At 52.6% G+C, this 22,445-nt stretch carries 23 protein-coding genes and 1 riboswitch; of the genes, 19 read left to right on the top strand and 4 right to left on the bottom strand.

Annotation, left to right across the window (positions count from 1 at the left end):
• The first annotated feature begins 25 nt into the window (after positions 1 to 25).
• The 13 genes from gspD to cysQ all read left to right on the top strand — a co-directional run bounded on the left by gspD (position 26) and on the right by cysQ (position 11,878).
• Positions 26 to 2,044: a type II secretion system secretin GspD gene (gspD, locus tag KCG43_RS16205; RefSeq protein WP_192017439.1), complete on the top strand. Its 2,019-nt coding sequence runs from the start codon at positions 26 to 28 to the stop codon at positions 2,042 to 2,044.
• Positions 2,044 to 3,540, top strand: coding sequence for a type II secretion system ATPase GspE (gspE, locus tag KCG43_RS16200; protein ID WP_192017440.1), 1,497 nt, complete (start codon positions 2,044 to 2,046; stop codon positions 3,538 to 3,540). Before gspD ends, gspE begins: the two co-directional genes overlap by 1 nt.
• The gene (gene gspF, locus KCG43_RS16195) at positions 3,540 to 4,760 is read left to right on the top strand and encodes a type II secretion system inner membrane protein GspF (RefSeq protein ID WP_192017441.1); all 1,221 of its coding nucleotides are present in this window, start codon (positions 3,540 to 3,542) and stop codon (positions 4,758 to 4,760) included. Before gspE ends, gspF begins: the two co-directional genes overlap by 1 nt.
• Positions 4,761 to 4,783: 23 nt before the next feature.
• Positions 4,784 to 5,221, top strand: a complete 438-nt coding sequence (gene gspG, locus KCG43_RS16190) for a type II secretion system major pseudopilin GspG (protein ID WP_218386264.1) — start codon at positions 4,784 to 4,786, stop codon at positions 5,219 to 5,221.
• An 8-nt stretch (positions 5,222 to 5,229) separates the two neighbouring features.
• Positions 5,230 to 5,805 carry a type II secretion system minor pseudopilin GspH gene (gene gspH / locus KCG43_RS16185; RefSeq protein ID WP_192017443.1) on the top strand — a complete coding sequence of 192 codons (576 nt, stop codon included), beginning with the start codon at positions 5,230 to 5,232 and terminating at the stop codon, positions 5,803 to 5,805.
• Positions 5,802 to 6,179, top strand: coding sequence for a type II secretion system minor pseudopilin GspI (gene gspI, locus KCG43_RS16180; RefSeq protein ID WP_218386262.1), 378 nt, complete (start codon positions 5,802 to 5,804; stop codon positions 6,177 to 6,179). Before gspH ends, gspI begins: the two co-directional genes overlap by 4 nt.
• Positions 6,169 to 6,834, top strand: coding sequence for a type II secretion system minor pseudopilin GspJ (gspJ, locus tag KCG43_RS16175; RefSeq protein WP_218386259.1), 666 nt, complete (start codon positions 6,169 to 6,171; stop codon positions 6,832 to 6,834). Before gspI ends, gspJ begins: the two co-directional genes overlap by 11 nt.
• Positions 6,831 to 7,850: a type II secretion system minor pseudopilin GspK gene (gene gspK, locus KCG43_RS16170; RefSeq protein WP_192017446.1), complete on the top strand. Its 1,020-nt coding sequence runs from the start codon at positions 6,831 to 6,833 to the stop codon at positions 7,848 to 7,850. The genes gspJ and gspK overlap by 4 nt, the downstream gene beginning before the upstream one ends.
• Positions 7,819 to 9,117: a type II secretion system protein GspL gene (gene gspL, locus KCG43_RS16165; RefSeq protein ID WP_218386257.1), complete on the top strand. Its 1,299-nt coding sequence runs from the start codon at positions 7,819 to 7,821 to the stop codon at positions 9,115 to 9,117. Before gspK ends, gspL begins: the two co-directional genes overlap by 32 nt.
• Positions 9,114 to 9,590, top strand: a complete 477-nt coding sequence (locus KCG43_RS16160) for a type II secretion system protein M (protein WP_192017448.1) — start codon at positions 9,114 to 9,116, stop codon at positions 9,588 to 9,590. The genes gspL and KCG43_RS16160 overlap by 4 nt, the downstream gene beginning before the upstream one ends.
• A gap of 2 nt (positions 9,591 to 9,592) precedes the next feature.
• Entirely contained in the window at positions 9,593 to 10,351 is a 759-nt protein-coding gene (locus tag KCG43_RS16155) for a type II secretion system protein N (RefSeq protein WP_218386255.1), read from the top strand.
• A gap of 132 nt (positions 10,352 to 10,483) precedes the next feature.
• Entirely contained in the window at positions 10,484 to 11,032 is a 549-nt protein-coding gene (nudE, locus tag KCG43_RS16150) for an ADP compounds hydrolase NudE (RefSeq protein WP_218386327.1), read from the top strand.
• 12 nt (positions 11,033 to 11,044) lie between these two features.
• Positions 11,045 to 11,878, top strand: a complete 834-nt coding sequence (gene cysQ, locus KCG43_RS16145; protein WP_218386253.1) for a 3'(2'),5'-bisphosphate nucleotidase CysQ — start codon at positions 11,045 to 11,047, stop codon at positions 11,876 to 11,878.
• 70 nt (positions 11,879 to 11,948) lie between these two features.
• On the opposite strand, the gene KCG43_RS16140 is transcribed toward cysQ, so the two are convergent.
• The gene (locus tag KCG43_RS16140) at positions 11,949 to 12,824 is read right to left on the bottom strand and encodes a LysR substrate-binding domain-containing protein (RefSeq protein WP_218386251.1); all 876 of its coding nucleotides are present in this window, start codon (positions 12,822 to 12,824) and stop codon (positions 11,949 to 11,951) included.
• Between the two features lie 168 nt (positions 12,825 to 12,992).
• On the opposite strand from KCG43_RS16140, the gene KCG43_RS16135 reads away from it, so the two are divergent.
• A complete protein-coding gene (locus KCG43_RS16135; RefSeq protein ID WP_192017453.1) occupies positions 12,993 to 13,844 on the top strand; it encodes a bifunctional allantoicase/(S)-ureidoglycine aminohydrolase in 852 nt (283 codons plus the stop codon).
• 103 nt (positions 13,845 to 13,947) lie between these two features.
• Here the strand turns inward: KCG43_RS16135 and sthA are convergent, their stop codons facing one another.
• The gene (gene sthA, locus KCG43_RS16130) at positions 13,948 to 15,363 is read right to left on the bottom strand and encodes a Si-specific NAD(P)(+) transhydrogenase (RefSeq protein ID WP_218386250.1); all 1,416 of its coding nucleotides are present in this window, start codon (positions 15,361 to 15,363) and stop codon (positions 13,948 to 13,950) included.
• Positions 15,364 to 15,662: 299 nt separating this feature from the next.
• Between sthA and fabR the strand changes: the two genes are divergently transcribed.
• Both fabR and KCG43_RS16120 read left to right on the top strand, forming a co-directional pair.
• Entirely contained in the window at positions 15,663 to 16,295 is a 633-nt protein-coding gene (gene fabR / locus KCG43_RS16125) for an HTH-type transcriptional repressor FabR (protein ID WP_027251541.1), read from the top strand.
• Positions 16,296 to 16,315: 20 nt separating this feature from the next.
• Complete coding sequence (locus KCG43_RS16120; protein WP_218386248.1) at positions 16,316 to 16,699, top strand: YijD family membrane protein; 384 nt, start codon at positions 16,316 to 16,318, stop codon at positions 16,697 to 16,699.
• A 67-nt stretch (positions 16,700 to 16,766) separates the two neighbouring features.
• On the opposite strand, the gene trmA is transcribed toward KCG43_RS16120, so the two are convergent.
• Positions 16,767 to 17,873, bottom strand: coding sequence for a tRNA (uridine(54)-C5)-methyltransferase TrmA (gene trmA / locus KCG43_RS16115; RefSeq protein WP_218386245.1), 1,107 nt, complete (start codon positions 17,871 to 17,873; stop codon positions 16,767 to 16,769).
• Between the two features lie 147 nt (positions 17,874 to 18,020).
• Positions 18,021 to 18,247: riboswitch (cobalamin riboswitch) on the top strand.
• Positions 18,248 to 18,289: 42 nt separating this feature from the next.
• On the opposite strand from trmA, the gene KCG43_RS16110 reads away from it, so the two are divergent.
• The 3 genes from KCG43_RS16110 (at position 18,290) to murI (ending at position 21,694) form a co-directional block, all read left to right on the top strand.
• The gene (locus tag KCG43_RS16110; RefSeq protein ID WP_218386243.1) at positions 18,290 to 20,104 is read left to right on the top strand and encodes a TonB-dependent receptor domain-containing protein; all 1,815 of its coding nucleotides are present in this window, start codon (positions 18,290 to 18,292) and stop codon (positions 20,102 to 20,104) included.
• Between the two features lie 39 nt (positions 20,105 to 20,143).
• Positions 20,144 to 20,821 carry an adenine nucleotide alpha hydrolase gene (locus tag KCG43_RS16105; protein WP_218386240.1) on the top strand — a complete coding sequence of 226 codons (678 nt, stop codon included), beginning with the start codon at positions 20,144 to 20,146 and terminating at the stop codon, positions 20,819 to 20,821.
• Positions 20,822 to 20,899: 78 nt separating this feature from the next.
• Entirely contained in the window at positions 20,900 to 21,694 is a 795-nt protein-coding gene (murI, locus tag KCG43_RS16100) for a glutamate racemase (protein WP_192017459.1), read from the top strand.
• On the opposite strand, the gene KCG43_RS16095 is transcribed toward murI, so the two are convergent.
• Entirely contained in the window at positions 21,675 to 22,118 is a 444-nt protein-coding gene (locus KCG43_RS16095) for an RNA-binding protein (protein WP_218386236.1), read from the bottom strand. The genes murI and KCG43_RS16095 overlap by 20 nt on opposite strands.
• Between the last annotated feature and the right edge of the window lie 327 nt (positions 22,119 to 22,445).

Raw genomic sequence — 22,445 nt, 5'->3', positions numbered from 1 at the left:
TTGCGTATATACGCAGGAGTTTTTTGTGAAAAAATGGATGGGTAAGGGCACCCTGTGGCTGGCGGCCAGCTTGCTGTCGACTCCCCTGATGGCAAGTGAATTCAGCGCCAGTTTCAAAGGAACTGATATTCAAGAGTTTATCAACATTGTTGGACGTAATCTGCAGAAAACTATCATTGTGGATCCCTCTGTCAGAGGGCAGGTTAATGTCCGCAGCTATGATCTGCTGAACGACGAACAGTATTACCAGTTTTTCCTCAACGTACTGGAAGTGTACGGGTTTGCCGTCGTCGAAATGGAAAACGGCATACTGAAAGTTATCCGTGATAAAGACGCGAAAATTTCTTCTATTCCTGTCGTTGACAGCAAAACCCAGGCGCAGGGTGATGAAGTGGTGACCCGGGTGGTGGCGGTACGCAATGTCTCCGTCAGAGAGCTGTCTCCTCTGCTGCGTCAGCTGAACGATAACGCAGGTGCGGGTAACGTGGTGCACTACGACCCGGCGAACATCATCATGATCACCGGCCGTGCGGCCGTCGTTAATCGTCTGGCGGATATCATTGAGCGGGTTGACCGTGCCGGTGATAAAGAGATCGACGTGGTTGAGCTCAATAATGCCTCTGCCGCAGAGATGGTGCGCATTGTCGATGCCCTGAACAAGTCGGCTGATGCCAAGTCGACGCCAGAGTTTCTGCAACCTAAATTAGTCGCGGATGAGCGCACCAATTCTGTGCTGCTGTCTGGCGATCCTAAAGTGCGTGAGCGCCTTAAACGTCTGATACGCCAGTTAGATAAAGAAATGGCGAGCTCGGGCAATAACCGTGTCGTTTACCTCAAATACGCCAATGCCGAAGAGCTGGTCGATGTACTGAAAGGGGTATCCGATAACTTGCAGGCCGAAAAACAAGGCAATGGTCAGGCCGCTGCTGTTGCTAAGAAAAATGATGTGATGATAGCCGCGCACGCCGACACCAATGCCCTGATCCTGACGGCACCGCCGGATATCATGCGCGCGCTGGAAAACATCATTGCCCAGCTCGACATCCGCCGTGCTCAGGTGCTGATTGAGGCGATGATTGTTGAATTGTCTGAAGGGGCCGGTATCAACTTCGGTATTCAGTACGGCTCGAAAGAAAACGGGATAGTGCAGTTTAACAACTCTAATGTGCCTGTCGGTCAGTATCTGATTGGTCTGGAAGAGGCGAAGGATACTACCCGGACCGAGCAGCGCTTTGACAATAATAACAATCTGGTTGACGTGGAAGTTACCGAAAGCGGCGATTTTTCGACTCTGGGCCAGGTGCTGTCAGGTGCCAATGGTGCGGTACTGGGCTTGATCATGGGTGACTGGACCATGCTGGTCAATGCGGTGGCCACAGACCGTGAATCTAACATCCTGTCTTCACCCAGTATTACCGTGATGGACAATGGCGAAGCTTCGTTTATTGTCGGTGAGGAAGTACCTGTGGTGACTGGCTCAACGGCCAGCTCTAATAACGATAACCCATTCCAGACCGTCGAACGCAAAGAAGTGGGTATCAAGCTCAAAGTGACCCCGCAAATTAACGAAGGGGATTCTGTGCAGCTCAAGATTGAGCAAGAGGTCTCTAACGTTCTGGGTGCCAACGGCGCGGTTGACGTGCGTTTCTCCAAGCGACAGCTTACCACCTCTGTGCTGATTCAGGACGGACAGATGATTGCCCTGGGCGGCCTGATCCAGGACGAGACCAACGAAAATGAATCCAAGATCCCGATTCTTGGCGATATTCCTATTCTGGGCCACCTGTTTAAATCCAACAATACCAGTAAGGGCAGAACCAACCTGATGGTATTTATTAAGCCGACCATTATCCGTGATGGCGTGACGGCAGATGGTATTACCCAGCGTAAGTACAACTATATCCGGGCTGAGCAGCTGTATAAGGCCGATGAAGGCCTGCGTCTGATGCCGGAGACCAAAACCCCGGTATTGCCGAGATATGGCGAAGATATTTCTCTGCCCCCTGAAGTACGGGCATTTGTCTCCCGTCTGGAGGAGAAGTGATGGACACGCTGCGCCCGGCCGATCTGGTGCAGTTCCGTTTGCCGTTTTCTTTCGCCAAGCGTCATAAAGTGGTGCTTGAAACGGGTGAACACGGCAGGGTGCTTTATCATGACGGACCGCTAAAAGCTGTGGTGCTGGCGGAAGTGCGCCGGGTGTCTGGCCGCAGTTTTCGCGTTGAAGCGCTGGAGCCGCATGCTTTTGAACAACGCCTCACCGATGCCTATCAGCGTGATTCGTCGGAAGCGCGTCAGTTGATGGAAGATCTGGGCTCTGACAGCGATGACTTTTTCTCGCTGGCTGAAGAGTTGCCTCAAACCGAAGACTTGCTGGAATCGGAAGATGACGCGCCAATCATCAAGCTGATCAATGCCATGCTGGCTGAAGCGATCAAGGAAGGAGCCTCGGATATCCATATCGAGACCTTTGAGAAAACCTTGTCGATTCGTTTTCGTGTCGATGGCGTGCTGCGCGAGGTGCTGACCCCGAGCCGCAAGCTGGCACCGCTTCTGGTCTCCCGGATCAAAGTCATGGCCCGGCTGGATATCGCCGAGAAACGCGTGCCTCAGGATGGCCGGATCTCTCTGCGCATCGGTGGCCGGGCGGTAGACGTGCGGGTGTCAACCATGCCGTCCTCGCACGGCGAGCGTGTCGTATTGCGTTTGCTGGATAAAAATGCGACCCGGCTGGATTTACACAGCCTGGGCATGACGCCCCGTATTCACAAAAGTTTCCAGTACCTGATTGCCCGTCCGCACGGCATTATACTGGTGACAGGGCCGACTGGCTCGGGTAAATCGACCACCTTATATGCCGGCCTGCAGGAGCTGAACAGCCATGAGCGCAATATCCTGACAGTCGAAGATCCGATTGAATTTGATATCGATGGCATAGGTCAGACACAGGTGAATACCAAAGTGGACATGACCTTTGCCCGTGGGCTGCGGGCGATTTTGCGTCAGGATCCGGATGTGGTGATGGTCGGTGAGATCCGTGACCTGGAAACCGCTTCCATTGCCGTGCAGGCCTCCCTGACCGGCCATATGGTGATGTCGACCCTGCACACCAACACAGCGATTGGTGCCGTGACCCGTTTGCGCGATATGGGCATCGAGCCTTTCCTGGTCTCTTCTTCTTTGCTGGGAGTACTGGCGCAACGTCTGGTTCGGACGCTGTGTCCCCATTGCCGCGATCCCTATCAGGCTGACAGTGAGCAGAAAAAGCTGTTCGATGTACCGGAATATGAGTCCTTGACCCTCTACCATGCCGTCGGTTGCGAGCACTGCAATAACAAAGGCTATCGTGGCCGGACCGGGATTCACGAACTGCTGCTGGTGGATGAACAGGTACAGGAGCTGATCCATGCCGATGCCGGCGAGCAGGCGATAGAAAGAGTGATCCGCCAGCACACTCCGAGTATCCGTGATGATGGTTTGGCCAAAGTCCGCCAGGGTATTACCACGCTTGAAGAAGTGATGCGAGTGACCAGGGAGGGCTGATGGCAGCATTTGAATATAAGGCCCTGGATACCAAAGGACGCCAGAAAAAAGGCGTCATGGAAGCCGACACGGCCCGCCAGCTTCGCCAGCAACTGCGCGAGCAGGGATTGATCCCGGTTGAAGTCAGCCAGAGTCATGAGCGTGAAAAGCGCAAGGCGGGCGGGCGGATTGCGTTTCGCCGCGGGATCAGCACCAATGAACTGTCCCTGCTGACCCGCCAGCTGGCCACCTTGGTCCAGGCGGGGATGCCGTTAGAAGAGTGCCTGCGCGCGGTGGCCGAGCAGAGCGAAAAAGTCCGTCTGAAAAACATGATGCTGGCGGTGCGCTCTAGAGTAGTTGAAGGCTACACCCTGGCAGACAGCATGGCAGAATTCCCTCATATCTTTGACCAGCTCTTTCGGGCCATGGTTTCGGCAGGGGAAAAATCCGGCCATCTGGATACCGTGCTCAACCGTCTGGCCGATTACACTGAAAACCGGCAGAAAATGCGCAGTAAGCTGCAGCAAGCGCTGATTTACCCGACCATGCTGACTCTGGTTGCCGTGTCTGTGGTGGCTTTTTTGCTGGCCACTGTGGTGCCGAAAATTGTGGATCAGTTTGTCCATATGGGGCAGGAATTGCCGCAGATCACTCAGGTGCTGCTGGCCGCCAGTAATTTTGTTCAGCACTGGGGACTGGCCGTTGTGCTGGTCATCATACTGCTGATTGCGGGTATCCGGATGGCGTTGCGTCGTCCGGACCTGCGGCTGCGCTGGGACAGGCGGATGATGGGCGTTCCTGTTATCGGTAAAGTGGCGCGTGGCCTGAACACATCCCGTTTTGCCCGCACGCTGTCGATTTGTACCTCCAGTGCCATCCCTTTGCTTGATGGAATGAAGGTGGCCTCTCAGGTCATGACCAATACCTGGGTGAATCAGGAAATCCTTGAGGCAGCCGATAAGGTCAGGGAAGGCGCCAGTCTTCGCGTCTCACTGGAACAAACTAAGCTGTTTCCGCCCATGATGCTCCACATGATAGCCAGTGGTGAGCGCAGTGGCGAGCTGGAGCAGATGCTGACCCGGGCGGCCGATAATCAGGACAGAGATTTCGAATCTTTGGTCAACATGGCACTGGGGGTGTTTGAACCCCTTTTGATTGTAGTAATGGCTGGGGTGGTGATGTTTATCGTTATCGCGACTCTGATGCCAATCATTGCCCTGAATAACATGGTGGGCATGTAGTTTTCCCTTTTGGAGGTGTGTTAATGCAACGTCAACAACGCGGTTTTACCCTGCTGGAAGTCATGGTGGTTATCGTGATTCTGGGCGTACTGGCCAGTCTGGTCGTCCCGAACTTGCTGGGTAATAAAGAAAAGGCCGATCAGCAGAAAGTCGTGACCGATATTGGTGCACTGGAGCAGGCATTGGATATGTATAAGCTGGATAACAGTGTTTATCCAACCACAGATCAAGGTCTGGATGCGCTGGTGACTGAGCCTTCGTCAAGCCCTGAACCACGTAATTACCGTAACGGTGGCTATATCAAGCGTCTGCCTAAAGACCCTTGGGGTAACGACTATAACTACGTGATGCCTGGTGAACATGGTCCGGTGGATGTCTTCAGCCTGGGTGCTGACGGCCAGGAAGGCGGTGAAGAGGTCAATACCGATATCGGTAACTGGAATATGCTGGATTACCGCTAATTCAAACTATGAAACGTGCAGCTGCCGGATTTACGCTGATTGAACTGATGCTGGTGCTGGTACTGCTGGCCACCAGCGCCGTAGCCGTTGTGATGACACTGCCGGCGCCTAAAAATGAGGTGCTGAAAGAAGAATCACAGCGATTTTATTATCTGGTGCAGCTGCTGGGTGAAGATGCCATGCTGAATGGCCGTGATTACGGTGTCCGGGTTGACAGGCAGGGCTACCAGTTTTTTGAGCTGGACCCGAAAGGCTGGCAACCCCTCAAGGATTCACGTTACTTCAGCGAAGTCACTTTGCCCGATACGCTCGGCATGGAAGTCAAGGTTGGCAGCGACGCCTGGCAGGACGAGGATCGTTTGTTCGAACCCGGTTCGCTGTTTGACGAGGATCTTTTTGCCAGTGAAGAAGATGAAAAAGCCAAACCGCCGCAGATTATCGTGATGTCCAGTGGTGAGTATACGCCTTTTACTGTGTCGTTTGATGCCAGTGGAGAAGGTGATATCTGGACAGTCGAAGCCGATGAAGTCGGACAATTGCACCTGCTTGAACCGGGAGCCACCCGAGAGGAGTCAGGCCAATGAGTTCCCGGCGGAAATTATCTTCTGACGCGGGTTTCACGTTACTGGAAGTGCTGGTTGCCATGGCCATATTTGCGACGGCCGCCTTGAGTGTGATGAAGGCGGTCGGACAGCACATCAACGCTATGGGCTACCTGGAGCAGAAAACCTTTGCCACCATGGTAGCGGATAATGAGCTGGCCCGAATTCGCATTGCAGGCGAGCGGCTGACCGCCGAGAAGAAAGGCAAATCTGAGCTCGCCGGACGGCAATGGTACTGGTCAATCAAAAGCACCGCCACAGCGGATGGTTACCTCCGGGCTCTGGATATCGTTGTCGCTACCGATGAGGCACTGAAAGACAGGGTGGCGACCTTAAGGACTTACATTGAGAACTGAGCATCGTCAGCCATTATCGCGACATGCGGGATTTACACTGCTCGAAGTACTGGTGGCTATTGCGGTGTTTGCTATGTTCAGCCTGTCGGCCTATCAGGTCATGAACGGGGTGCAGCGCAGCGATGAACAGTCGCGGGAGCATAACCAACGGTTACAGGAAATTCAGCGGGCCATGCTGATGCTGGACAACGATTTTCGTCAGATTATCGGCCGTCAGGTCAGGCAGCAGGGCAATAACGAGAGTGGTCCTTTGTTGCAGAGCGGCGAATACCTGCTTGATTCCGCCAGTCACGGCATTATTTTTACCCGCGATGGCTGGCAGAACCCACAGCAAATGTTTCCCCGCAGCGAGATTCTCCGGGTGGGCTATCGCATTATTGATGACAAACTCGAGCGGGTGTGGTTTCGCTATCCCGACACTGTGGTAGGTACCGAGCCTTTGGTGCGTAAGGTGCTGCAAGGGGTGACGGCTTTGTCATTCAGCTATTATGGCCCGCAAGGCTGGCAGGAAGCCTGGTCAGATAATACCAGATTGCCCAAAGGCATTGCTGTCACCCTGACACTGGAAGATCTGGGTAAGATAGAGCGCGTTTATATGCTGCCGGAAGCGGTATTGCCGGACGCAGAAAAGCCAGATGAGGAGACCGCCTCATGAGACAGTCTCCCGCCAGACAGCAAGGGGTAGCCTTAATTGTGGCCCTGCTGCTGTTAGCCATAATGACATTGCTGGCGGTTCAGATGACAGATCGTCTGCAACTGAATTTTTATCGGGTTGAGAATCAGGTTTTTAACCAGCAGGCCTATTGGTATAGCCAGGGTATGGAGCAGTTGGCCAAAGTGGCGATAGAACAGAGTCTGGCGGACAGTGACACTGTTAACTTAAGCCAGGTCTGGGCAACCGAAGGCCAGAGCTATCCGCTGGATAATGGCGAAGTGCAGGGAAATATCTATGATCTGCAGGCGTGCTATAACCTGAATGCCTTGTCGGGTCAGGCACCTGAGCAGGATCGCAGCCAGAAGCCGTTTCGGGTACGTTTTCTGCAGGCTCTGTTAGAAGAGGCGGGAGCGGAAAGCTATGAAGCAGAAGTGGCGGCGGATTCGGTGTGGGAGTATGTCGATCCCGATGAGACAGTGTACAGCGCCTACGGTGCAGGCGACAGCAGCTATGAAGGCTTTTCACCGGCATACCTGCCGCCCAGAAATCTGATGGCAGATGTGAGTGAGTTTCGCGCGGTGAATGGCGTGAGTGCCACCATGTATCAGCAGGCTCGCCCTTTATTGTGTGCCTTACCGTCGACCGATCTGCTGATCAATGTCAATACGATCCAGCCTGCTCAGGCAGCGCTGCTGGTCGGCGTGTTCAGCCCGGAACTGAGCCTGGATGATGCCCGCCAGTTGATAGAGAACCGCCCCTATGATGGCTGGCAGGATGTGGATGCCTTTCTGGCCGAAGGGGCCGTTAACCGGCTGACTGAAGCGGCGCGCAAACAGGCGAAATCTTACCTGGCCGTAAAAAGTGATTTTTTTGAGCTCGATGCTGAAGTGACAGTGGATCGCGCGCGATTGCGAATATTAGCCCTGCTCAAACGAGACGGGGAGAACAAGGTGACTGTCGTACGTCGCCGTTATGGAGGAATGAGTGAGCGAGTTTCTGACGATAAGGCTGAGTAGCCGTCCTGACGGGCCGGTACATTGGCTGGTCTGGTCGCCACAGCAACAGGAAGTGATTGCCTCGGGTGAACTGGCTGACAGTGGTCAGCTGGGCGAGCTGGCGGCATACGGGGAAAACCGGCCTGTGTATCTGCTGGTATCAGGCAGCGATGTGCTGTTGAGCCAGGTATCGATCCCATCCGGGTCCGGGCGTCAACTGGCACAGGTACTGCCGTATCTGCTGGAAGAAGAGCTGGCTCAGGATGTTGATGATCTGCACATTCATATGCTTAAGCGGGAAGCCGATAAAGCGGATGTTGCTGTTGTCGGACATCAGCGGATGCAGCACTGGTTGTCGTTATGTGACGATGCCGGGCTGGCCGTACGAAAAATCATTCCAGACTGTCTCTGTTTGCCGGCCTTTGACAATAGTTACAGTGCCGCCGAAATTGATGGTCAGTGGCTATTGCGCCAGTCGGCGACTCAGGGCATTTGCGCCGACACCGAATGGCTGGCGAGCTGGATGATGGCACAACAGGTGCCATTAATCAGCCAGGTGCTGGAAGAGGAATCCCCTGAAGCGCAGAGCGCCGATGCGCAAACCGCGGCTGAGGCGTTGACGGACGACACAGAAGATTCGGTCAGTCAGCACCGGATTCGTCATTTCACCCCAGCACCATCCGGCATGCCGGGACACTGGCAGGCCGAAGCGCCTGAGCTTGTGATGGCCTTGTTGGCGAAAGGGGCTGATGACAGCAAAGTCAATTTACTGTCCGGTCCTTATAAACTGCAACCGACCTGGCACAAAGCGCTTAAGCCCTGGCGAAAAGTGGGCATTGCCGCTGTGCTGGTACTGGGCGTGCTGGTGGCTGAATATGTGGTGCGTGTGCAGGGTATGGAAAATCAGGCGCTGGCCTATAAAACCGAGAGTGAGCGTATCTTTCGTCAGGTACTGCCGCAATTTAACAATATTCCCACCAGCAGTTACCTGAAACGCCAGATGAATCAGGAGCTGTCACGCCTCGGCGGTGCGGAATCGGGTCAGGGGGTTTTGCCCTGGCTGATTGAGCTGCGTCCGGCGTTACTGAAAGTGCCTCAGATCTCGGTGCAGAATCTGAAATACGATCACAACCGCCATGAATTGAGATTGCAGGCGGTGGCGGCTGAATTCCAGCATTTCGAACAGCTCAGGGTTTTGCTGGTGGAAGGATTTGAAGTTGAACAGGGCCAGCTTAACCGTGACGGCCAGCAGGTAAGTGGTGCTCTGGTGCTGAGGAGACGTTCGTGAATCAGTGGTTTAAAGCATTAAGCGGGCGAGAGCAGCGTCTGGTGATTGGCGGCGCAATCGCACTGGTGATTGCCGTATTATACTGGGGCATTTGGCAGCCGATGGCACAAAGGGCTGACTCTGCCGAGCAAAACCTGCAAACAGAGCGTCAGCTACTGAGCTGGGTCAGCGAGAAGGCTGACGATATTACCGCGTTGCGGGCTAAAACCGGCGCAACTGGCAGTGTCAGCCCCCTGGGGCTGAATCAGGTCGTCAATGAAACCACGCGCCGGTTTCGCATTGAATTGATCAGAATGCAGCCGCGTGACGAAGCCGTTCAGGTTTGGGTGCAGCCTTTGCCCTTTAATACATTAGTTAACTGGCTGGCTTTTCTGCGTGAAGAACATGGTATTGAAGCGCAGTTTCTGGATGTATCAAAAACCAATCAGGCGGGGCTGGTAGAAGTGAACCGTTTACAGCTGGGACGAGGCTAAGCGTGAGGTACAACATATTGTTAGGGGTGAGTTTTGTGCTGGCCCTGATTGTAAGTCTGCTGGTGCATTTGCCGGCGAGCTGGGTGTGGCAGTATGTGCCCAAGGTGCCCGGACTGTCGGTGACCGGCATCAGCGGAACGCCCTGGCAAGGGGCCGCGAGTCAGGTGCGTTGGCAGCAGTGGAACCTGGGGCAGGTTTACTGGGAACTCAGTCCGTGGAAGCTGCTGAGTGCCAATGCTGAATTTGCGGTGCGACTGGGCCAGGGTAGTGATCTGGGGCTGAGAGGACGAGGTTTGATGGGCGCGGATCTCAGTGGTTTGTATGCGCAGAACTTGCTGTTATCCCTGCCTGCCCAGCAGGCGATTCAGTATGCACGCCTTCCGGTGCCTCTGAATCTGGGCGGTAACTTCGAACTCACCGTTCGTGACTACAGGTTTGCGGTGCCTTACTGCCAGTCGCTGGACGGCGGACTGGTGTGGAGTGGAGCCAGCATAGGCACACCGCTGGGTGACGTCGATCCCGGTCAGGTACTGGCGGAACTGAGCTGTAATGACGGGCAACTGGCGGCGACGGCCAATCAGGCTTCGGCCCAGGTAAGCAGCGAATGGCAAGCGGGCTTAACCACGGATCAGCGCTATAACCTGAACGGCTGGTTTAAGCCGGGCGCCGAGCTGCCATCCGGGTTACAGGAACAGCTGAAATGGCTGGGCAACCCGGATGCCAATGGCCGTTATCCTATTCGTTATACAGGTCGCCTGTAAGCCACAGGCTGCGCAGCGACACCTGGTCTGGCGGGGTGAGGAAAATCAAATCTGTCTGAATACGCATTTTTCCTTTATTTCATGACCGCCATGCCATTTAATAGCAGATAGACCAAGCGACAGGGAAATATGATGGCGGCAGAGAATAAGAAACCGACAATTCTGGCAACCGAGGTGGTGGCACAATCCCGCCTGTTTAAAATAGAGTCTTTGGATCTCCGTTTCAGTAACGGTGAAACCCGTACTTATGAGCGAATGAAACCCAGCGGCCGGCATGCTGTGATGATGGTGCCTGTGACGGCAGAGGGCGATCTCTTATTGGTGCGTGAGTATTCGGCAGGAACGGATCGCTATGAACTCGGCTTTCCCAAGGGTTTGATAGACCACGGCGAAACGGCCGACGAAGCCGCTAACCGGGAATTGAAAGAAGAAATTGGTTTTGGTGCCAGACAGTTAGTGCCAATGAAAGAAGTGGTGCTGGCGCCGTCTTATTTTTCCAGCAGGATGACGCTGTTTCTCGCGCAGGATTTATTTCCCGAGAAACTGATCGGCGATGAACCTGAGCCGCTGGATATTGTGCGCTGGCCATTGTCACAGGCTGAAGAGTTACTGAGCCATCTTGATTTTGCTGAAGCCAGAAGCATTACCGCCTTGTTCCTGGCATTGAAGTACTTATCCTAGCAGGAGTGTGAGATGGAGCTGTCGATGTTAATTCCATCCGTGATAGAAATTGCCCGGGAATCGGGACAGGTGATCCTTGATATTTATCAGCGTGGTCAGTTCGAGAAACAGATCAAGACTGATAATACGCCTGTGACCAGCGCAGATCTGGCCGCCCACAAACTGGTGCTGGAAAGGTTAACCGAGCTGACTCCGGATATTCCTGTGTTGTCTGAAGAAGATGCAACTATCCCGCTGGAAGAGCGCCAGCAGTGGGAGCGTTACTGGTTGGTCGATCCTCTCGACGGTACGCAAGAGTTCATCGCTGGCAGTGGCGACTTTGCCACAATCATCGCCCTGGTTGAGAACAATCACCCTGTGATGGGTGTGGTGTATGCGCCGGTATCAGGTGTCGTTTACTACGCCAGCCGCCGGCAGGGGGCCTGGAAAATTACCCCCGAAGGTGAAACTGTCTCCATCTCGACCCATAAGCACGAAGGGCCGACCCAGTCGATAGCTGTGGCTATCAGTCGCCGCCAGGATATCCGGGCGATCACCAACCGGCTGGATCCTGCACTGAATTACGACTTAGTCCCGCTGGGGTCAGCGGCCCTGAAATCCTGTCTGGTGGCAGAAGGGGCAGTCGATTGTTACCTGCGTTTAGGCCCCACAGGCGAGTGGGACACAGCGGCGACACAGTGCATTGTGGAAGAAGCAGGCGGACGTATTCTCAATACCCACCTGACACCTCTGTCTTACAATGAGCGCCACACGCTGGAGAACCCGAACTTTATTACGCTGGGCGATGAAAGCCTGCCCTGGGCAGATATCCTGACCCCGGACAACCGGATGATGGAAGCCAGCTAAGTGGGCTGACTTGGCCTCTTTTGACAGAAAGAGGCCGTGGTACGTTGTCAGCCGCTCGGGAAAAACCGCCTCAGATTTCATGTTCAAAGATGCGATCGCAAGTACTGATCAGTCGCTCTGCCAGGGTTTTGCTCAGCGCCGACAGCTTATCCTGGGTATGCAGGGTCACTTCCATATCCTGCACCGGCGGCAGTCCGTCATCTTCATCCAGAATTCTGTGGTGCCCGGTCACCAGCCTTCTAGGCAGCAGCGAAATACCCAGCCCGGCCTCGACGGCACAGCAAACCCCCGACAAACTGGTGCTTACGTAGGCCAGACGCCAGCTTCTGCCCAGGCTGTCAAACGTATGGGCCATTTCATTGCGATACAGGCCGCCAATAGGAAAAGACACCAGGGGAACCGGCTGCCTGTCGAGGTTATTGCTGTGTAAGCTATCAATCCAGCATAAAGGCTCCGGCCAGCTGGCTAACCCCGGCAGGCTGCCCTGCCGCTGCTTGACCAGGGCTAAATCCAGCTCGTTACTCTGAAATTTCCGCCATATATCGCTGCATAAGCCACTTTTCACTTCCAACCGGATGCCCGGAAATTCAGTTGAGAAAGCATGCAGCGTGGGCATGATGGCGTGAGTGGCAAAGTCCTCCGGCACCCCAAGCCGGATCTTTTGCTGTTCGGCGCTGACACTGGTCTGCACGACCGCTTCGTTCATCAATTGCAGGATACGGCGGGCATAATTGAGCACCCGCTCGCCTTCCAGGGTTGCAGTGACATAGCGGCCTTTGCGGTGCAGCAGTTCGCAGCCGAGCTGAGACTCAAGTTTGCGGACCTGCTGGCTGACTGTCGACTGAGTGAGGTGAGTACTGTCGGCGGCTCGGGTAAAGCTGCCGGAATCGACCACGGCGACAAAGCTGCGCAGCAGCACCGGGTCTAACGTCTTGTTCTGATTCATAATCCGTTACCAGTGGAAATCCCACTACTTGGCATTAAGTTATTTAATTTATAAATCAAATTGCCATGATCTACAATCAACACAATTCAGAATTGAAACAGCAGCCTCGTCAAGACTCTGCTTATCCATTGGCGCAGTAATACTGCTATACATGAAAGGACATATGTAATGGCCCGGAATACTTATTATGCCCCCACAGGTGGCCTGCCACCGCAAACACAGATTCTCTCTGACCGCGCGGTTTTTACCGAAGCCTATGCCATCATTCCTAAGGGCGTGATGAGTGATATCGTGACCAGCTTTCTGCCGTTCTGGGACAATACCCGGCTGTGGGTGATTGCCCGGCCAATGAGTGGTTTTTCTGAAACTTTCTCCCATTACATCATGGAAGTCTCCCCGCAGGGCGGCAGCGACAAACCCGAACTGGATGCGGGTGCGGAAGGTGTGCTGTTTGTGGTAGAAGGCGAGATGACCCTGACGCTGGAAGGCGAGCAATATCAGATGGAAACCGGCGGTTATGCCTATCTGCCGCCATCAGCCAAGTGGAGCCTGAAAAACAATGGCGATGCGCCGGTGCGTTTCCATTGGATCCGCAAGGCCTATGAATTTGTTGAAGGTATTGAGGTGCCTGACGCCTTTGTAACCAATGAGAATGACATCGAGCCAACGCCGATGCCTGACACCAATGATGCCTGGGCAACAACCCGCTTTGTTGATTCCGAAGATATGCGTCACGACATGCAAGTGAACATAGTGACTTTCCAGCCCGGCGGGATCATTCCGTTTGATGAGACTCATGTGATGGAACACGGTCTGTACGTACTGGAAGGTAAAGCGGTTTATCATTTGAATCAGGACTGGGTGGAAGTGGAAGCCGGTGATTATATGTGGTTACGCGCTTTCTGCCCGCAGGCATGCTATGCCGGTGGTCCGGGTCGTTTCCGCTACCTGCTGTTTAAAGATATCAACCGTCACATGGTACTTAACCCATCACCGGCTTATCGCGGTAACCGCCGATAAGCAAAGTCTCAATCGCAAAAGTCCCAATCGTAAAAACGGCGCCTAGAGCGCCGTTTTTTTATGGTGTGTACCGCTCCACAGCATCGGCTGCGGAGTGGTGCTTTCAAAACAGGCGGTTCAGTCCATTCAGCGCGGCCACCCGGTAGGCTTCAGCCATGGTCGGGTAATTAAAGGTGGTATTGACGAAGTAATCTATGCTGTTACCGCCGTTTTTCTGTTCCATGATCGCCTGACCAATGTGAATGATCTCAGACGCCCGCTCACCGAAGCAGTGGATCCCTAAGATCTCTTTGGTTTCGCGGTGGAACAGTATCTTCAGGCTGCCGACATCGGTACCGGCTATCTGAGCGCGGGCCAGGTGTTTGAATTGCGCCCGTCCCACCTCATAAGGGACTTTTTCCGCAGTCAGCTGCTGCTCTGTTTTACCCACAGAGCTGATTTCAGGAATGGTGTAGATACCGGTTGGGATGTGATCGATCAACTGGCCCTGAGCCTGACCGGTTGCTATGGCCTGCGCCACGAAGCGGCCCTGATCATAGGCGGCGCTCGCCAGACTCGGGTAGCCAATCACATCACCCACCGCATAAATGTTATCGGCATCGGTACAGTAGTTTTGGTCGACGGATAGCTGGCCGCGTGAGTCTGGTGTCAGTCCGACCACCTCCAGGTTGAGGCGATCTGTGTTACCTGTCCGGCCGTTGGCGTACAGCAGGCAGTCGGCTTTCATTTTCTTGCCGGATTCCAGATGCAGGATCACACCGTCTTCTGTGCCTTCAATCTTGTTGTAGGCCTCCCCGCTGCGGATCATCACACCGTTGTTCCACAGGTGGTAAGACAGCGAGTCAGAGATCTCGTTATCGAGAAATTCCAGCAGCCGCTGGCGGGTGTTGATGAGGTCAACTTTTACCCCCAGGCCGCGGAAGATAGAGGCATATTCACTGCCGATCACCCCGGCCCCGTAAATAATAATGTGGCGCGGGTCGTGCTGCAGACGCAGCACGGAGTCACTGTCGTAGATGCGCTGGTGGGTGAAGTCGACATCTTTGGGCTGGTAAGGACGTGAGCCGGTGGCAATCACGAATTTATCGGCGGTATAGGTGTCATGACTGCCGTCAGGGTGGCGAACACGTATGGTGTGTTGGTCGACAAAACTGGCTTCACCGGCAATGATGGGGCAACTGTTGCGATCATAAAAGCCCTGGCGCATTCTCGTTTGCTTACTGACCACTGTCTGCGCGTGACCAAGAATCTGGCTGAAAGTACTGTGCAGTGTGGTGGTGTTTTTGCTGTAGAGCGGGTTTTTATTGAATTCGATAATACGGCTGACCGCGTGACGCAGTGCTTTAGAGGGGATAGTGCCCCAATGGGTACAGCCGCCGCCGACACGGCTTTCACGTTCAATAATAGCGACGCTGAAACCTGCTTTGGTCAGTCCCATGGCGGCCCCTTCGCCTCCGGGTCCGCTGCCGATAATAATCACATCATAGTGAGAAGGAGTCGTGGGGTGTTGAGTGCTCATGGGCCGCCTTATTTATCCGATTGTTTCTGTGGTGCGGAGTGTAACGCTTTCCAATCGAAGGGAAAATCGCGACTCCCCGATAGAGCGCGTAGGATCACGTTGTGGCAGAAGAAACCCCCATTTTTATCGCTGGCAGACAGCAGTTTGTGAGCCGACAGGGAAAATGACGTTTGTGATTTTGCTTCCACCTGACAGGGCCGTTAGTATTCCCACCGGCAAAGTGTGGATTGGCGCTGATCAAGTGGCTGAAAGCGGGTATAGTGAGACTCAAACTGGCAACTTAACAGAAGCAGGAACCCATGGGGATCAGGGCCCAACAAAAAGAAAAAACCCGGCGTTCACTGATTAACGCAGCCTTTAACCAGCTCAGTGCTGAGCGCAGTTTTTCCAATCTCAGTTTGCGCGAAGTTGCGCGTGAAGCTGGTATAGCACCCACATCTTTTTATCGTCACTTCAAAGATATGGATGAACTTGGACTAACATTGGTTGATGAAGGTGGCTTACTGCTTCGCCAGCTGATGCGTCAGGCTCGCCAGCGCATTGCTGAAGAAGGCAGTGTTATCCGCACTTCTGTTGAAACCTTCATGGAATTTATTGAAAGCAGCCCGAACGTTTTTCGTTTGCTGTTACGGGAACGCTCCGGCACCTCGCCGGCATTCCGTGCTGCTGTGGCGAGAGAAATTCAGCACTTCGTGGCGGAACTCACTGAGTATCTGGAAGCCAAAGGCGGGAGCCGGCACGAAGAAGCTTATATCCAGGCTGAAGCGTTAGTCACTTTGGTGTTCAGCTCAGGAGCCGATGCACTGGATCTGGACAGTCAGTCGCGGGCAGAACATGCAGAGCGCTTAATCATGCAACTGCGAATGATAGCCAAAGGAGCTTACTGGTATCGTAAAGAGCGTGAGCGCAACACGCTGGCGCATAAACCTTAATTGAGTATGTTGGTGAAGATATGGACAAGCAACAAGTTAAAGCAGAACGCAAGACCTTAATCCTGTCACTGTTAGCAGGACTGTGCGGTAACGCCACGCTGGCAGTATTTACCTCCAGTGCTGTCGCTTTTTCTATTTTTCCGGTGATTGCTTTTGTGATGACTGTGTATTGCATGTATCAGGACTACCTGACACGCCCGATGGCGGAAGGGACCCCGGCCATTGCCTTTGCTTTGTTTCTGGTCGGCGCCTTTGGCTATTCTGCCTTTCTGCGCGCGCAGGCACCGGATATGGGATCTAACTTCCTGCCGTTGATGATTTGTTTAGCGTTGCTGTTGTGGGTCGCTTACCGCATGGGTGTGATGAAGCCGAAATCGAAATCCAAAGCTCAGGATGATGCATAATCTCTCAGCATGAAAGACAGAAAAGGCGCCTGAGGCGCCTTTTTCGTTTTTGCCGTTTTCGCTTGGATTATTTACGTTCCAGCATTACACCCGCTTCCATGTGGTGGGTGTAAGGGAACTGATCAAACAGCGCAAACCGGGTAATGCGATGGGTGTGACCCAGAATCTCCAGGTTAGCTTTTAAGGTGTCCGGGTTACAGGAGATATAGACAATACGCTCATAGGCCTGAACCATGCGACAGGTATCCTCGTCCATGCCTGAGCGGGGCGGATCAACAAAAATGGTGTTGCAGTTGTAGCTGCTGAGATCAATATTATTGTCTTTCAGGCGGCGAAACTCGCGCTGCCCTTCCATCGCCTGAGTAAATTCTTCAGCAGACATACGTATGATCTGCACATTGTCTATCTTGTTCGCTGCAATGTTGTACTGTGCCGATTCCACCGACGGCTTGGCCAGTTCTGTGGCCAGCACACGGTCAAAATTCTTTGCCAGTGCCAGCGAGAAGTTCCCGTTGCCGCAATACAGCTCCAGCAGATCGCCTTCGCTGTCCTGAGTACAGTCTACTGCCCACTCCAGCATCTTTTGCGCCACTTCGCCGTTAGGCTGGGTAAAACTGTTTTCAACCTGCTGATAGGTCAGTGTTTGATCGTGAATCGTCAGTTTCTCAATCACATAGTCCTGATCCAGCACGATTTTCTGTTTCCGAGCTCGGCCGATTAGGTTGAGATTGAACCCTTCATCATTCAGCCTTTGCTTCAGGGCTTTGGCTTCTGCGACCCACAGATCATCCAGTTGACGGTGATATAGCAGGGAAACCAGAATCTCTCCGCTCAGCGTGGACAGGAAATCGACCTGGAACAGCTTATGACGCAGCGCACGGTTCGGCTTCATGGCATCTACCAGCAACGGCATCAAATCATTGATCAGACGGCTGGCTTGCGGAAACTGATCGACCCGGTACTTCTCGCGGGTTTCCTGATTGAACATGATGTAATACAGGTCTTCACCTTCATGCCAGACACGAAACTCAGCACGCATACGGTAGTGTTGAGCAGGAGAAGCGAACACCTCCAACTCCGGGGTGTCTACGTCAGCAAACAGCGCTTGCATACGCTCGGCCTTTTCGTCCAGTTGTGCTTGGTAGGTGGCGGGGTTGATTGGGGTTGCTGCCATGGTGTTGCCTCAAAACTGCTCAAAATAAGAGCGCAGATTTTATTGCATTGTTGACTGATGTCCAGTGAAAGGGGGGAGAAAAGTGCAGGCCAGATAGATTTGTCATGACTAATAGCAAACTAAACTAGACAATTCCGACCGGTAAAATTAGCATTCCGCTGCGCTGGTTTGCCTGTTCACAGGCGGGGAATACGGTGAGAATCCGTAACTGACGCGCAGCGGTAAGAGAGAACGAAAGACACAAGGCAGATAGCCAGACACTGTTTCATCAGGCAAGCGCAACGCCGGCCAGTTGAGATGGGAAGTCGATGTCCTAGGCGGTTGTTCAACCATGCTCTCAAGTCCGAAGACCGACCAGCGAGACAGGCAGTATGGAGACTGCCCAGATTTCAACGCGATTTAAGGTATCCATGACAATGAAAAAAACGCTTTTAGCCGTGGCGTTGGCACCTTTGTGTCTGCAATCCTCGCTCGTTTCCGCCCAGAACACCACCGATGAGACCATGGTGGTGACCGCCAACCGTTTTGAGCAGTCTACAAAAAATCTCATTGCACCTGTTTCAGTGGTTACTAAAGCTGATATTGATGCGATGCAGGCGAACAGTTTAACGGAAGTATTACGTACCTTACCGGGTGTGCAGATTAGTACCAATGGTACTTACGGCCATCTTGGCCGCACTTATGTTCGCGGTAGTGACAATGTCCTGTTTCTGTTAAATGGTGTGCGTATTGGCAGCGCCACGACAGGTTTCACGAATGTTGGGCAACTCCCGTTAACGGGCATTGAGCGCATCGAATTCGTGCGTGGTAATCGTGCTGCTGTGTATGGTGCCGACGCAACAGCAGGCGTGATTAATATCATCACGGACTCACAGCCTACGCAAATGTCAGGTGAAGTGAAAGCCAAGGTAGGCTCTGAGAAGTACCAGCAGTTAGCAGGAAGTGTCGCAGACCGCCTTGGTGAACGTAGCTGGATAAAAGTGGCTGCGAATTTTGAACAGGCAGATGGCCAGGATGTCGCTTCCTTTGGTAGCGATGATGAAGATGGTTTTCGTAACCGGGATGGCCTGATTGATGTCGGGATTCATCTGGATGATCACTGGACCCTTGCAGGTAATGCCTACTACCACGAGGGGAACATTGAATTTGATGACTCTTTTGGTGGTTCTGAAGAAACCGATAATTTGCTGTACAACGTATCTGGCCGTCTGGTGTATGACAACGATCAGTTCAGCTCTGAGTTGATCCTCGCCATGAATCGGGATGAAGCTGAAAATGCGGATCCTTCAGTGACCGGTAGCAAGATTGTTACGGACAGGAATGTTATCAGCTGGCGAAATGCAGTACTGGTTCAGGCGCAAACCTGGCTGGGGGCGGGCCTGGAGTATACCGATGAGCAAGTTAAAGATTCGAACCTGTGGGATAGCTGGAACCAAGTGTTCAACAGTTATGACAAAGGAGATCGTGATAATAAAGCGGCTTATGTCACTGTCAATCATGATGGTCAGCAGGCTCAAGGTGAGGCAAGCGTCCGTGTTGATGATAACGAGCAGTACGGCACTGAGTTTACCTGGCAGTTGGGTGCCGGTTGGCGCTTCAGTGATGCATTGCGCCTGACGGGTAATGCCGGTACAGGTTTCCGCGCCCCGACATTTAACGACTTATATTGGCCGAATTTCGGTAATCCGACTCTGGAGCCAGAGGAATCGACAACCTTCGAAGTCGCATTCGATGGCCAGCTTAATTCGGTCTATTGGCGGTTAGCCGCATATCAGAATGATATTGATAACCGTATTTCCTGTCAGTCGGGGAGCTGCCAGAATGATGATGCTCTCATCAAAGGCATTGAGCTGGTGGCCGCTTTCGAAACAGGCGCGTTTGATCATAATCTGTCCCTTGAATATCTGGATCCGAAAGATAAGAACTTGGATCAACCGTTGTCCCGAGTGGCTAAACAAAATGCCAAGTGGAACATTGTTTATAACGCGGCAGATTGGCAGGCTTCATTGAACTATCTTTACCAAGGTGAACGGCAGGAAAACCTTTTTGGTGGCGGTGTCTACGAAATGGGGGGCTACTCACTGTTTGATGTCGCGGCCAGTTATTATTTGACCGAGCAAGTGACGTTGAGCGGCCGTGTTGCTAACCTGTTTGATAAAGAATACGAATTGGTTCAGAACTACAGTACTCAGGAAAGAAGCTATTACGCTTCTGTGACCTACCAGTTCTAACCCTCAGCCGCCTTCGGGCGGCTTTTTCGTGAGGCGACAATGAAACCAAAGAAAGTGATAGTCAGTTGGTCATCCGGTAAAGATTCAACACTGACGCTGTTGCGCTTATTAGAAAGCCCTGCCTTTGACGTTGTGGGGCTGTTTACCACTTATGTCGGTACCGAGGTGCCGTTTCAGGCAACACCAATCGCTGTGGTACGGGCACAGGCCCGGCTGACAGGGCTCCCCTTGGTTGAGATACCGCTGCCTGACGTGTTTCCTCCGAATGACGTATATCAGTCGCTGGTGGTGGAAGCCATTCGCAATAGCGGATTGGCCGTTGAAGCCGTGGCATTTGGCGATATGTTTTGTAATGGTATTGAAACCTATCGGCGCAGTTATATCGAGCCGGCCGGCTGGCAATGTGTTTTTCCTTTGCTGGGGGAGGACAGCCAGCTGCTGGCCGAGGAAATGCTGCAACGAGGGATAAAAACGATTCTGACCACTGTGGATACCAGCCAGCTCAGCGGTGAGTTCTGCGGTAAATGGTTTAATCACTCATTACTCGCACGGTTGCCTGATGAGGTGGACCCTTGCGGAGAAGACGGCGAATTTCATACTCTGGTGGTCCATGCCCCATGTTTTTCAGGGCAGTTAGCGCTTGAACCTCTGCATATAGACAACCAAGGCCGGTTTCACCATCTCCGCTATCGGATCTCAGTACCAGAGTCACAGTAAACTGATGTGTGATAGTTGGCTTTTATCTGTCAGCCAGTATGATGAGAGCTTCTATCTTGGAGCAGTCAGAAAGACGTTGTGAAAACCATCCTTATTTTTGATTCTGGTGTGGGCGGCCTCTCCGTCTATCAGGAGATATACCGCCAGCTGCCACATTATCAATACATCTACGCATTTGATGATGCGGCTTTCCCTTATGGTGAGTTGGACGAGGCGGTATTGGTTGAGCGTACCCTGCACATTGTGTCGTCTCTGGTCATAAAACATAAAGCAGATCTGGTTGTGATTGCCTGTAATACCGCCAGCACTATCGTCTTGCCTCCTCTGCGGGCTGCGCTGAGTTTGCCTGTGGTTGGGGTTGTGCCTGCTATCAAGCCTGCAGCATTACTGAGTAAAACGAAAAGCCTGGGCGTGTTAGCCACACCGGCTACGGTTAAACGCCAATATACTCAGGCTTTGATCCAGGAGTTTGCTTCAGATTGCGAGGTTCATTTGCTGGGCAACACGCGTCTGGTTGAAATGGCAGAGATGAAACTACGGGGAGCTAAGGTTGATCTGGACGAGCTGACCGGGATATTGCAGCCTTGGTTTCACACGGCAATCGATACGGTTGTGCTCGGATGCACTCACTTTCCGCTGATAAAAGATGAAATCAGTAAGGTGTTTGTTCAGGCTACGAATGTGATTGACTCCGGCAGCGCGATCGCTAGCCGGGTCAATTCACTGTTGGGAGACATGGCCACAGGAAGGTCACCGCAATGGCAGAACTTGACCTATCATTCTGGTGAGAATTCCAATGTTGTGATTTTAAATCACAGTCTATTAGCCATGAACTTGGGCCGGGTAATCAGCCTTAACTATCCTCATTCTTAGGGTCGTTGGCTTCACGTACTTTTAATGTACGCTGACCAAATTCTTTCTCATTTAGCTTGCTGACAGCATAGTCAGCATCTTTGCTGCTCATAACCACAAAGCCGAAGCCCCGCCTTTTTCCTGTTCGTTTATCTTTCATCAAGCGAACAGCAAAGACCTCCCCGTACTCTGAGAATAAATCTTTAACTTCACTTTCGTTAGCACGATAGGGAAGGTTTCCGACATAGAGCGTTTTACTGCTCTGGTTTTCATCGCCCATCATATTTTCATCCTGCTTTGTGTTCAGGTAATGATTGGCAAATCCGGATAAGACGGCGCCCAGTGCGAAGGCTATCGCAGCGGTAGAAGAAATGAAGCTAAATATGATGGCACCAATAAGAGTTATCAGCGCAATGATCATAGTGTGTGAGTTGGAAAATTTCATAGGCAAGCTACAGTGTCATCGATTGAAAAGTTAGAAGGCGATTTATTTAACAAATTAATCACAATTATAGTACGTGCATAGTTTTACGATTACCAGAAAGTGAATGTATTGATCGTATAATGTTGACTTAAGGCGCATATTTTTACATTAGTTGAAATTATGACCGGTTAAACATTTTTTATTAAGAAAAGGGTTGTCAGTCTTTTCCAAGTCTCTATAATGCCGCCTCACCAAGACGGGAACGGATGAAAACATCAGTTCAGTTTTGATGAAAGGCGGCACAAAGAAAGCAAATAAAAAATTGTTTGACTACTTTGTTTGATTCGT

The sequence above is a fragment of the Photobacterium sp. WH24 genome (genome assembly GCF_019204055.1).
GTDB classification, from domain to species: Bacteria; Pseudomonadota; Gammaproteobacteria; order Enterobacterales; family Vibrionaceae; genus Photobacterium; species Photobacterium arenosum.
Note: the sequence above shows the minus strand (reverse complement) of the source record. Positions and strands in the feature narration are given on the sequence as shown.